This is a genomic window from Cohnella phaseoli, from assembly GCF_003386235.1.
Classification (GTDB): Bacteria; Bacillota; Bacilli; order Paenibacillales; family Paenibacillaceae; genus Cohnella; species Cohnella phaseoli.
In genome coordinates this window covers 277,130-289,505 of the sequence record NZ_QRDZ01000001.1, presented here as the reverse complement: position 1 = coordinate 289,505, position 12,376 = coordinate 277,130, and the positions used below count along the sequence as shown (strand labels likewise).

Annotated in this window: 7 protein-coding genes; all 7 read right to left on the bottom strand. The window is 56.5% G+C overall.

Annotated elements, in window-relative coordinates; translation table 11 throughout:
• Window positions 1–81: 81 nt before the first annotated feature.
• The 7 genes from dgoD to DFP98_RS01150 all read right to left on the bottom strand — a co-directional run bounded on the left by dgoD (window position 82) and on the right by DFP98_RS01150 (window position 12,335).
• Window positions 82–1,230: a galactonate dehydratase gene (dgoD, locus tag DFP98_RS01180; RefSeq protein ID WP_116058723.1), complete on the bottom strand. Its 1,149-nt coding sequence runs from the start codon at window positions 1,228–1,230 to the stop codon at window positions 82–84.
• The gene (locus DFP98_RS01175; protein WP_181917418.1) at window positions 1,227–1,907 is read right to left on the bottom strand and encodes a FadR/GntR family transcriptional regulator; all 681 of its coding nucleotides are present in this window, start codon (window positions 1,905–1,907) and stop codon (window positions 1,227–1,229) included. The genes dgoD and DFP98_RS01175 overlap by 4 nt, the downstream gene beginning before the upstream one ends.
• Window positions 1,908–2,064: 157 nt before the next feature.
• Complete coding sequence (locus DFP98_RS01170; protein WP_181917417.1) at window positions 2,065–7,437, bottom strand: DUF4838 domain-containing protein; 5,373 nt, start codon at window positions 7,435–7,437, stop codon at window positions 2,065–2,067.
• Window positions 7,438–7,520: 83 nt separating this feature from the next.
• Entirely contained in the window at window positions 7,521–7,949 is a 429-nt protein-coding gene (locus tag DFP98_RS01165; RefSeq protein ID WP_116058720.1) for a hypothetical protein, read from the bottom strand.
• The gene (locus tag DFP98_RS01160; protein WP_116058719.1) at window positions 7,946–9,361 is read right to left on the bottom strand and encodes a hypothetical protein; all 1,416 of its coding nucleotides are present in this window, start codon (window positions 9,359–9,361) and stop codon (window positions 7,946–7,948) included. Before DFP98_RS01160 ends, DFP98_RS01165 begins: the two co-directional genes overlap by 4 nt.
• 27 nt (window positions 9,362–9,388) lie before the next feature.
• Window positions 9,389–11,413, bottom strand: a complete 2,025-nt coding sequence (locus tag DFP98_RS01155) for a hypothetical protein (protein ID WP_147310114.1) — start codon at window positions 11,411–11,413, stop codon at window positions 9,389–9,391.
• 49 nt (window positions 11,414–11,462) lie between these two features.
• Window positions 11,463–12,335: a carbohydrate ABC transporter permease gene (locus DFP98_RS01150; protein WP_116058927.1), complete on the bottom strand. Its 873-nt coding sequence runs from the start codon at window positions 12,333–12,335 to the stop codon at window positions 11,463–11,465.
• Window positions 12,336–12,376: the final 41 nt, after the last annotated feature.

Here is a 12,376-nt window from a genome sequence, read left to right as displayed (position 1 = left end):
GCTTAGGAGACAGCCCTTATTTCCACAGCGGCTAAACGCTCGCCTTCCGCAACAACAGAAATCGACGCGCCCGGTTCTTCGTCACCACTCCGCGACGCTGCCGTCCGCATGGCGCCAAAGCGGATTTTTCCAGTCGTGTCCGACCTCCGCCATTTTGCGAACATGCGCCTCGTCGATTTCGATGCCAAGCCCCGGCCCATTCGGAATCGCGACATAGCCGTCGGTATAGGCGAAAACAGAGGAATCGGTCACGTAATCGAGCAGATCGTTGCCTTGATTGTAATGAATGCCCAAGCTTTGCTCCTGAATAAAGGCGTTATGGCACGTTGCGTCCACCTGAAGACAAGCGGCTAGCGCGATCGGTCCGAGCGGGCAATGCGGAGCCAGCGCCACGTCATAGGCTTCCGCCATGCTCGCGATTTTCTTGCATTCGGTAATGCCGCCGGCATGGGAGACGTCCGGCTGAATGATGTCGACATAACCGTCCGAGAGCAGATGCTTGAAATCCCAACGCGAAAACATCCGTTCCCCGGTAGCGATTGGAATTTGCGAGGCGCGGGCGATCTCCCGAAGCGCTTCGTTGTTTTCCGGCAGCACGGGCTCCTCGATGAACAGAGGACGGTACGACTCCAGTTCCTTCGCTAATATTTTCGCCATCGGCTTGTGAACTCTGCCATGAAAATCGATGCCGATGCCAAAATGAGGACCGACGGCTTCTCGAACCGCTGCGACTCGAGCCAACACTTCGTCGATTTTCTCGTGCGTATCGACGTATTGGAGTTCCTCCGTCGCGTTCATCTTAACCGCCTTAAAGCCCGCCGCCTGTGCGAGCAAAGCCGCCTCGCCGACATCGGACGGACGGTCTCCGCCGATCCAGGAGTATACCTTCATTCGATTGCGGCAGGCTCCGCCCATCAGTTGATAGATCGGAGCTTGATGGAACTTGCCTTTGATGTCCCACAGCGCCTGATCGATCCCGGCGATCGCGCTCATCAGAATCGGACCGCCGCGATAGAAGCCGCCTCTGTACATCGTCTGCCAATGGTCCTCGATGTCGAGCGGATTTCTCCCGATGAGATAGCCGCTTAGTTCCTCGACCGCCGCTTGCACGGTTCGCGCCTTGCCCTCGATGATCGGCTCTCCCCAGCCTGAGATGCCTTCGTCCGTCTCGATTTTGAGAAACAACCATCTTGGCGGTACGACAAACGTTTCCATTTTCGTGATTTTCATTGTCCGCTTCCTCTCTCCTGAATCGCGTTCAGCATGTCTTGAATGTGGGCTTTCATTAATGCGCGCGCCTGCTCCGGCTGCCTTTCCTGGATGGCGATGGCGATCAGCCGATGATAACCCGCCGCCTTCTCCCGCATATGGGGCAGCTTGTCCGTTTCCCTTCGTCCCTGCGCGGACAGCTCGGCCACAACGCCCAGCATCTGCGCCAGCAGCGGATTGTCCGCCCCTTGCGCAATCTCCTGATGGAACTGCATATCGGTCGTAAAATGATCCTCTCCGGCAGCAAGCTGCGCCTCCATCCGATCGGCTAACTCACGGATCAGCCGGGCTTGCGGAACGGTACCCCGCACGGCGCAATAAGCCGCCAGCTCCGGCTCGATCGCCAGCCGCGCCTCCAGCAGCCGCTGCAGCGAATGGGTCTCCATCCCCCGCAGTCTGTCGCCGGGATCGCTCAGCAATTCCGGATCGGTACTAACGAATAGGCCTCGACCATGCTCGATGCTGACGACCCGACGGCTCTCCAGCACGCGAAGCGCCTCCCGCACCGCAGTCACACTGTAGCCGAAGTCCTCGCCAAGTTGGCGCATCGTCGGCAGTCGCTCGCCAGCCTTCCACGCACCGGAGCGTATTCTCTCTTCCATCAACCGCAAAACTTCTTCGTGAGCCAGCTTTTTCATCTTCATCTCGCCACTTTTATCAAGATAATATCTTTTCGTTTAAAAGATATTATCTATTCAGCGAAATGTCAATCTCTGCTCGAACAATAATGAGCCCATGCGCAACGGCATGGGCTCTTCTCTTGATGCAGACTGCGCTTGGATGTTAGTCTCCCGCTTACTTACGAACCCATGTGACATCGTCCAAATAAATCGTCTCGCCGGTCCCGAAGTTCATTACTTCAAACCCGACCATCGCTTTGGCGACCGGCGTCCCGTTGATCTGCTCCGGAATAGGAACGGTCCATTTCATCTCATGCCAATCCCCATCGCTGACGGTAGCGGATATAATTGGCCCCGCATACGCACTCTGTAAATTCGCACCGTCCGCCGACTGAGGGATGACGAACATCTGAATCGTCCCGTTTGTCGTCAAGCCTTGCGGCTTATACAGATAGGCGGTAAATTCATAATCTCCGTAACCGGTTAGCGAGACGGACTGGCTCGGCCAGATCGCCCAGGTTGCTCCCGACAGCTTAAGGCTGATCTGCCCGGATCTGGCTTGTTCGCTGCTTCTTGCCGTGACGCAGGCCTGGTTGCCCCCGCAGCCGTATTCCCAAGGCCGGGCATGGACTTCTGAGCCGTATCCGATTTCGAAAGAAGAATTCCTCAGCGCGGAGGCTTGCGCATCGGCCGCAATGGTGATTTCCGGGCTCAGTAATGTATTCTCGCCTTTATACGTCACCCGGTACTGGACCGTTTGGGCCATATGAGCCGGGGTGACACTCTGTACAGTTAACGTTGCCGTATGCGCGGCGTCATTCCAGCTAATTGCGATTGGTTGCTCGACCGTCGCCTCCTCCCCATCCACAATCGCCCGTATCGTGAAGTCCGCAGCGGCAGGCACTGCATCCGGAGAGTCGTCGAAGACAGCTTGCACCGTTCCGTTCTCCCCGGTTACTGCGATTAGCGTCGGATCGTCAGCCGACAATTCCGTCAAAACGAAATCGTCCGCATAAACCCAGCCTGCGCCTGCCGGCTTGTAAATGACGATCGTCACATGCGAGAATCCTTCAGGCGGCGTAAACGTAACCGAATACTTCCGATACTGATCCGAATTCACCGTCACGTGCGCCCCTGTCAGGCCAACTCCCGGAACGTCCCAGAAGTTCATGCCGACCAGATTCGCATTTGCCCCTCCCGAAGCTTTTCCATAAAAGACCAGCTTATAGGTTTTGCCGCTCTCCACGAATACGTCTTGCTCAACGCTGCTCGCTTGCACCCTTACCGCCTGATTGCCGGAGTTAGCCTCATTCGTCAGCTCGGCAATGGTGTCGGAGAAGCTGAACCATTCCGCCATTCCAGTCTCAAAGCCGGGGTTCTTGACCGTAGTTCCGTCCCGTGACAGCAAAATCAGCTTCACTGCGTTCCGCACGGCCGAAAAAGGCGAGGTTACGGACAATTGTTCCATGCGTTCCACGATCTCGCTATCCGGGTGATCCGCTATCCAGCTTGACAGTGCCTTGATTTCTTTGCTCGAAACGCCTCCCCAATTAAGCGCCCCCCGATATTGGAAGTACAGCTCGTGCGTTTGGAGGTCCGCAAAAAGCGCCTTTCTCTGATCCATCTTGGCGTTTCTGTCCAGAATGTTGTCCAGTATGTCCGCCGCTTCGGCATCGTTTGTCGGCACGGCGACCTCGGCAATCATGTCCGTATAGCTCATCTTTGACAATTCATAATATCCGAACATACGCAGCAAGTCGTTCGCCCGCTTCTTCTGCCGCTGCGTCTGCGCCTTGGCGACGACGGATTCGAGAAGCTGTCGGCTTACGGCAATTTCCGCCAGCGATACGTCCCTTAAGTAATCCGGTGAATTCAAGGGCATAAAGTTCGTTCTGACAGGCAGGTTTTTCCACGAGCTGTACCATTCGGTGTCGTAGATGTCCTGCTCCCAAAAACGCTGCCAAATGGCATAGTAGGCTTTAAGATCGGGCGCCGCCTCAGGCCCGACCGCCCGCTCGTACCAGTCGTCCAGCAGCGCTACCGCATCCTGCTGCGGATCCCATTGCAGCTTGGCCGACAAATAAGGCTTCGGCCCCTCCCCAAAATTCGCATAAAGCTCGCTGTAATAAGCCCCGACTCCAATAGAGGCCGCATAGCGGTATTCGTCCGCGAGCAGTTGGAACGGCGTTCTTGGCAATACGTAAGGAGAACCGTACACATAATCGTAGAAGGCTACCGTCGCGCCCACTTGCGCCCATGCTTCCGACAGAGCCTGCGCCTGCGACTTCATGTCCGGGTCTCCCCATGATACGCGCTCATCGGTAATATAGACGACCACCCTCGGATCGAGCTGCACATGAACCGGCGGATCGTACACGTTAAAATAGGCATAGGCGCCAAGATATTTGTCCGGATGCACGGCGAAGACGCCCTCTGACACTTTGTCCACCCAATCGAAATAAATATCAGACATATCCACCATGCCGATGGAATTCAGCTTTGCCGCAGGATCGGAAGAGTCCGCCTCGCACCACTCCGTTGTGTCGTTCATTCCTAGCGAATAAGAGGTGGCATCCGGATTCGCAGCGAAATAGTCGTTGATGATGCGAACGGCCTCGTCGACAATGCCGTTCGCCTGCAAGCAGGGATGCTCCGTCTCCCATCTTTTGTCTATCGTTCCCGGCCTGTAAAATTGCGGGTATTGCGCTACCGGGAACATTTGAAACAGGTTGTGCGTGAACTTGATCGTATCGTGCATACGCAGATTTTGCGCCCACTCGGCGCGAACGGGCAGTTCCACAAGCTGCTCTTCAAATGCGCGAGAGAAGAAGGCCGGTTCCTGCTGCACCTCATCGCCGACCGGGACGACTAGACTTGCCGCCTGCGGAACATCCTCCCAATCCTCTCCAGGCATAAGCCACCGCACGCCGACGTAACGCTCCAGAAATTCGTCGACGCCAAACTCAGTTCCCCAAGCCGTCGGACCGGCAATCGTAATTCTGCGGCCATTCTGATGAATGACAAAGCCATCCTCGACCGTCCCATCCAGCAATTGTGCTTGCTCCTGCTCGGTCAGCCCTTTTTTCCCTAGATAAATTTGAACGCCTTCGTACGTTTCGGGCAAGTCTTGCAGCGTCTCGTCCTCACTTCCGGTCACTGGCGCGTCCTGGTCGACGGCATCGGTATTGATCAACGCCGCATCGTCGATATAGACCGTTTCACCCGCAGCGAAATTCGCGCCCTCGAACCCGGCCAGCACTTTGGTTACCTGCTTCCCGTTAGCCTGCTCAGGAACGTTTAACGTCCATGTCATCTGCACCCAGTCGCCGTTGCTGACGGTCGCAGGCGTGATCGGCCCTGTATTCTTTTGCAATTCCGTTCCGTCGTTCGCAAAGAAGTTGACGAACATCTGAACCGTCCCGTTTGTCGTCATGCCCTGCGGCTTATACAAATAAGCGGTGTATTCATACTGTCCATAACCGGTCAACGCGGCGCTTTGATTCGGCCATACCAGACTCGTTCCGGACAATTTCAAGCTGTACGCTCCGGTTCTGGCTTGTTCGGCACTTCTTGCCACCAGACTGGACGGCGCTTCGAAGCCTCCGTTCCAATATTCCCATGGCTTGGCGTTGGCGTATCCGGTATACCCCGCCTCGAAGGAGCCGTTCTTAAGCAAGGAACCCCGCGGATTGGCAGGAATGAGAATCGTCCGTCCGGAAAAAGGTTCCCCGCCTTTATATCTGATTTGATATTTCAAGGATTGCTGCACCGTCGATTTCTCGACGCGCGTAACGGTCAGTGTCGCCGTCTTCGTATTTTCGTCCCAGCTTACATTGGCTGGCTGCTCGTTAATAGACGCAATGCCGTCAATGATCGTCTGCACCTTGAAATCCGTCGAAGCAGGCTGAACTAGAGGCGTTTCGGCAAATTCAATCCGAATCGTCCCGTTCTCCGCTGTCACTCTATCCGAGTTCAGACGATCGGCTAGGAGGGACAGCTCGACCCCCGTCGATTTTCTAATATAGCCGATCAGCTTGCTGGCAGCGGCCAGCGTCTGATCGTCGGCCGTGCCGCTGACGACCACCGCGGCCTCGGCGCTTCCTTCATGCACAATTGTCAGCTCGGTGTCCGGCTCAGGGCTTGGTTGCGGACTTGGACTTGGACTAGGGCTCGGGCTTGGACTTGGACTTGAGTTCGGATTCGGATTTGTTGGAGAAGTTGTGCCCGAACCGGACGTATTGCCTCCCGTCTGCTCCCTGTCTACCAACTTCGCTTCGATCGTCGCAGTAACCTGAATGCCGAAATTCACTTTGTCCGGCCATTTGCTCAGATTGGAACCGCTAACACGAATGTTTGCAAGTCTAATCGTTCCGGCTCCCGTAACGGCTGCAATCGCGTCGAAGGCGAACGTTTCAACGACCGCCCCCTGCTTCAGCTCTACCTTGACGGTAACGCCAATGTGGCGCACTTCCTCGAATTGACCGCTCAGTGTCACTACTCGCGATTTGGCCGATTCTCTTATATTGATTTCCACATTGCGGAAGCCGATCTGCTCGCCGGTCAATTCCCCTTCCTCCAGAATGCCCCCGCTTTGCATCACGACGCGAGCAATAGCAGTCGCGCCGGAGACGAGGACGCGAACCGGACCGCTCCGTTTATTGACAATAAGCGTACCCAGCAAACGGGAATCCTTAAGCTTCACGCTGTCAATCCCGCCGCCGAATACATACGTCTTCCCTTTGACCGTCACGTTGTTCAGCAGGACATCGCCTTCACCGACGCCTTGTGCAATGTAAAGGTCTCCGGCAATCACGAGATTTTTCAGCTCTATGCCTGCAGTATTTACAACCACATTGCCGGTAAAATCCCGTTCGTAGGTTCCTTGCTCCTGAACGAGCGCTCCCATCACATTGTCGATCATACGTACAACTTCCGCTCTGGTGATATGTTCTTGCGGAGCGAAGCGATTGCCGCTTCTACCGCTGATGTACTTGCGGCTTTGCAGCGCGGCAACGGACGCGGACGCATAAGCGGAAATCTGCGATTTGTCGCTGAATCCTGCCTCCTCCGCCACTTCTTCCTCCAGCCCGAAAGCGCGGGCAACGATGACTGCCGCATCCTGCCTCGTAATCGCAGTTGTCGGATTGAACTTGCCCTTGTCCGTACCTTGAACGATACCGGCTGCATAGCCGCTGGCAACCGCGCTGGCATACCATGCGCCGCTCTCTACATCTGAGAATGCATAAGCGTCCGCACCCTGCTGCGGCAAGTTCAGTACACGATCGATCAGTGCTGCAAACTCCGCTCTCGATATCTCATCGTTCGGACGGTATCGTCCCGCTCCGTCTCCGGTCAGCAGTCCGTTACTTGCCCAACGCAGCATCGTATCCTCCGCCCAATGTCCCGACAAGTCCAATAAAGCGCTTACTTTTTCAGCCATGCTCTTGCCTGTTTCCGCGCGAACCGCTCCCCCTCCTCCCCAGAAAGAAACCATTATGCTCATCGCAATTACAATCGGCAGTACACGTCTATTGACTATACTTGTCACCCAATAACCTCCCTCTATCGAATGAAAGACTTTGACCGCATTGCAGCCTGCTGGAAAATGAGGGGCTTGCGCCCCCTTCTCCGTCATTGCGGCGTTCGGCCGGACTGCGCACCAAAACCGAGCACCATCAGGTATTCTTCGAACACCTTCTCGAAGCCCGCCTCTGCCAAAGCCTCCATCGCCGCCTCGTTCGTCGAACGCAAATAATGCGGCATGCGCTCAATCGGCGCATCATAGGGTCCATACACTTCCCCGAGCATAAAACGGACAACGTCCCGGCCATCTTCGCGCGCTGGATTCGCCTCGCAGTGCGGCAGCGCCCTCACCGCCTCGGCCATCCCCAGCACACACAAGTAACGATCGCTTCTCTCCCGCCGGAACGGCACGCAATCAAATGCGCCCGACCGCCGGAAAATCGTTAACCCGTGGAGCTGCTCGAAGCCGACGTTCCACAGCCCCGTAATTTCCGCCAGTGTGCAATCGCCAATGCTCTTGATTGTTATCGCGTTCACTGTCCATCCCCTTCCGGCCGGTCCCACAGCTCCTGAATGGACTGAAGCGTATATTCCACCAGCAGCCGACCTCCCTCGGGTCCAACCAACCCGTTAAACAATTGTGTGCTGTATCCTCCGCTGACCACTGCCTCAGCCGTTGGCAAATAGCCGCCGGAGTCGCAAGTCAGCTGCGACACAAGCGTCATCTTAGCCGCACTGCGAGCCCTGAGCTGCAGGCCGTAGGCCGTAAACAGCTCGAACGGATTGGTGACCAGCGTCGCCTCCCCGATTCGCAGCGTGTGCATTTCAAAGCGGAAAAATTTCATCCGCTGCAGCTGCTTGTACCGGTTTTGCACGCTCCAGGCTTGAAGCAGTTCGTTCTGTCGTTCGAAGCCAAGAGATTGGAAGTACGCCGATGGTTCCTCCTCCGACTCGCAGCGCTTGCAGAACTTCTCCCATTCCTCAAGCGCGTATTCAGCTTCCACCTTGGGAACCATCCTCAGCGGAAGCTCCACCTCTCGGATCTTGTGCCGAAACACGGGCGTATCCTCCCGCCCTAGCCGCGCCTGCTCAAACGCATCTTCCATCGTGCCGACCAGCTTGCGGGCCGCCGACCTCAGCTCATCGTCGACGCTAAGCTGCGAATATCGGCGACGGATCAGGTCAAACGGCGCTTGATCCCCAGCTGCGCCGATTATACCCAGCACATGCACGTCCCGCTGCCATCTGTCTCGGATCAGCAGACGTACTTCGCCGAAATAATCGGCGGACACGCGCCGGTCGCCCTCGTTAATCTGCGCCGGACAGGCAGCGTTCACAACGACGCCGGTCAGCTCGCCGCTGCGATCCCAGGTGAACAGCATGTCCACCCGATGATCCTCCGGCCCTTCGAAGCCGTAAAAATGCGTCGCATCCAGCTTGCCGTACATGCTGGCCGTACCGTCGTCGTACAGGACTCTGCGGTTATACCCGAGCGCGGCATGACCTTCTCCGCGGCTGATCGCGCCGGCGCTTCGGCTCGTCCACGCCTCTGCAACCGCCTCGGCGATCCGCCCAATCGCAAAGCTTGCGTATGTCTCAGGCGTCATCGCTTCCGGCGGCTGGCGCGTCCAGAACAGCGGAATCCATAGCGATTCGCTATAGGTGTACGGCGCCGTGTGTGTATGGGTGGCGTTCAATAGGATCGCGCTCGGATCAAGCTCCGGGACGATCTGCCGCACCCGCTCGCGCACGCCGATCTGCACATGCTTCTCTATCGCGATAAGATCGCAGCTAACGAGAACCGCCTGCTCTCCGTCCGCACCTTCCAAAGCAAGCGCGGTCGCCATCAGCGGATCGCGCGTTTCGCGGGCAATCCGCTCGTAAAATTGGCCGGCCAACGCCGCAGGCTCCGGCGGAGTGATCTCTTTTCTACCCCAGCCGATCTTCATCGCATCCCTCTCCTCAAACAACCCGATTCATTCCGCAAAGGTTAAGCGAAACGTTGCAAAAGAAACCGGAGCCGGCACGCTTTCTCCGTGCAGCGTAAGCCGAATGCCGCCGTCCGGATGCGCAGCCGCGCTGGCATCGGCCTCAATCCAAGTGCTGGCACGCGTCAGCCGCTCGACGCGCGCCAGCTTTCGACGCGTAGGAATCCATAGCTGGAGTGAAGGATACGTCTCCAGACTGAAATTCGTCAAGCCCAGCAGCGCCTCCGTACCGCCCTCCCACCAGACGGGATACAAGTTGACTCCCTGCTCCACCATGGCCGGGTACTCTCCATCAGTCAGATAGGACATGAGATGTTGGTATAACCACTGCCGTCCCGTCTCCTTCAGCAGATCCCCTGTATGAGCCACAACCGCCATCGGATACGGCTGCTTCGTCACAATCACACCGGGAGACTGCAGCCCGCCCAAATTATCGTAAAGCTCGGACCATACCTCGGCTCCTTCTCCGGCCGAAAGGATATAATTCGTGTGCAGCGGGATATAAAGCCAGGAAACGACATCCTTGTTGCGCAGCCAATCCGGGGCATGAGGAGCCGTGATCCGTTCCAAGGTTGTTCGCTGCGACATATCGCCTTTCTCCGCGCGAATCGGACAGTCGTGCACGATTCCCCGTGCGCACAGATGGTAGAACGCCTCGGAGGTCACGATCGCGCCTTGCTTCAGCCAAGCCGTTATCGTCTCCTCCGCGTAAGCCGTCGCTTCATTTATAGTGAGCAGCGTCGGCGTACGGTCGTCAGGCGCAACAGGGATTCCGATGCGGGTCAGCGCATGCTGGAACCGCGGCAGCGGAGCTCCGTTCAGATTCATACCGGCCGTGACTGCCGGATCATTGGGGAACGGCAGCGACGCACCTTTGCGGGTCTTGCCCGTCAGAGCGTCCGTGACCGCCTGCAAATAATCTTTGAGCGGCCACAGCTCCTTCCGGTAATTGCCCGAAACGTCGTCAAAACCGAGAAATCCGTCATTGATGCTTAGCGTCAGAAGCGGACTGAAGCTCACAGTAAGCAAATACAACTCCAAAGCAAGACCGCGTGCAGACTTGCCTCCAATCGTCCAAGGAAATTGCTCGATTTCCGAACCGATTCGGCTCGGCTCCGTAATCATGGCAGCCATGGCGTCGAACGTCACGCAGCGATCGAGAATCCCCGGCAAATGCTCATCGGTGTAGCTCGCGCCGCCAATCCTGACGTAAGGCTCCGGCTGCCGCTCCGTTCGCAGCGCTCGGATCTCGGCGTCGAGATGCCGGCCGTTGCGCAGCATCATCTCAAGCGTATTGGTCATCAGCCCCATGCGGATGTTCGGGTTGACCGATTCGGAGGCATCGCGCAGCAGCGCGCCAAGCTCAACAAGGACGTCTTCCTGCAACAGCCGCCAATCTTGGCGAAGCTGCAGCTCCTCGGCCGTGCAGCTCTGCGGATCTTTCAGCAGCGCAGCCTGGATCTCCTCACGACTGTACAATACGCCCGTTCTCTCGCCGAACTCTTCCAGATGGCGATCGCAGAAGCATAAAAACGCATTCGTATCCTCTCGACCAAACAGTCGGTAATCGTCATCGATCCAGATCGCGTCGACATCGAGCGAAGCGAACAGCTTATATGCCTCCACGATGTAACGGCGAAACTCCGGACAAAGCGGGCAAGGGCAGCCGGTTTCCTTCCTTCCCTGTGCGTCGACCATATCCGTAAACGCTTGGGCATGCTCGGCAGGCAGCATATGGGCATGCCCCATCGTCACGTAGTAGTTGACCATCGGACTCATTCCCGCCGCTCGAACTTCGGCGAACCGCTTGGCGAACAAAGGCATCCGCTCGCGAAGCGTGTCCAGATCGGGATGATTCGCTTCCAGATGCGTGCTGAACGCCATGACCGCATCGGCGCGAATGCTCCGGGCATACGCCATAAACGAAGCCCAGAGCGCATCGTCCTGCAAAACCGTCAGCAAAGGGCGCAGCATATATTGGACCTTCTCGGGTTGTAAACTCGTTTTATTCATCAAAGCCGATTTCCCCTTCTTCGCAGATGCACGCATCGCGCATCCGGTGTTATTCTTTAACGCTGCCCAGCACAATCCCCTTGATAAAGAAACGCTGCAGGAACGGATAGACGATCAGAATCGGAAACGCGGCGACGAAAATCTGCGCGGCGCGGCTCGTTCGATCGTTCATCAGCGCGAACAATTCCGCATCGCGCGAGCTCAGATAGGCCGGATCGAGCTTGATAATAATCGTCTGCAAGAAGCTTTGCAGCGGATATTGCTCCGTGCGGGTAGAGAGAATGAGACCGTCAAACCAGCTGTTCCAGTGGCCGACAACGGCAAAGAGCAGCAGCGTAGCCAGCGCAGGCATCGACAGCGGCACGAAAATCCGCCAGAGTACGCGGAAATATCCGGCCCCATCCAGCTTGGCCGACTCCTCCAGTTCCTTAGGTAGGCCGCGGAAGAAATTGAGCAGGATGATCACATTAAAGATAGGTACGGCAGACGGGATAACCAGCGCCCAGATCGAGCCGATTAATCCAGTATCCTTAATGACCATGTACCACGGAATCAAACCGCCGCTGAACAGCATCGTAAATACAAAGTACCAGGCGTACATCGTTCTTCCCGGAAATTGACTATTTTCCTTCGACAGCGGGTAAGCGATCAGAATCGTCAGCAGCATATTCAGGAACACGCCGATGGATACACGCTTAATCGATACCCAGAAGGCGACCAAATATTCTTTTTTACCAAACACATTCTCATAAGAGGCCAACGTCCAATCGACAGGCCAGAACGTCACCTCGCCGGCGGTAACGGCGGAAGCCGAACTGAAAGACAGAGCCAGAATATGAAGGAGCGGAAGAACGCAAGCAATAGCCAGAAGCAACAGAAAGCAATGATTCATAACGGAGAACAGGCGATAACCGCGTGACATCCTAACGCCCACTGTACCCCCTCCTTAATACCATTTCTATA

Bases quoted from the DNA above. Each gene is read 5' to 3' on its own strand.
- DFP98_RS01150 (WP_116058927.1), bottom strand. From the start codon at position 12,335: ATGTCACGCGGTTATCGCCTGTTCTCCGTTATGAATCATTGCTTTCTG.
- dgoD (WP_116058723.1), bottom strand. From the start codon at position 1,230: ATGAAAATCACGAAAATGGAAACGTTTGTCGTACCGCCAAGATGGTTG.
- DFP98_RS01155 (WP_147310114.1), bottom strand. From the start codon at position 11,413: ATGAATAAAACGAGTTTACAACCCGAGAAGGTCCAATATATGCTGCGC.
- DFP98_RS01175 (WP_181917418.1), bottom strand. From the start codon at position 1,907: ATGAAAAAGCTGGCTCACGAAGAAGTTTTGCGGTTGATGGAAGAGAGA.
- DFP98_RS01160 (WP_116058719.1), bottom strand. From the start codon at position 9,361: ATGAAGATCGGCTGGGGTAGAAAAGAGATCACTCCGCCGGAGCCTGCG.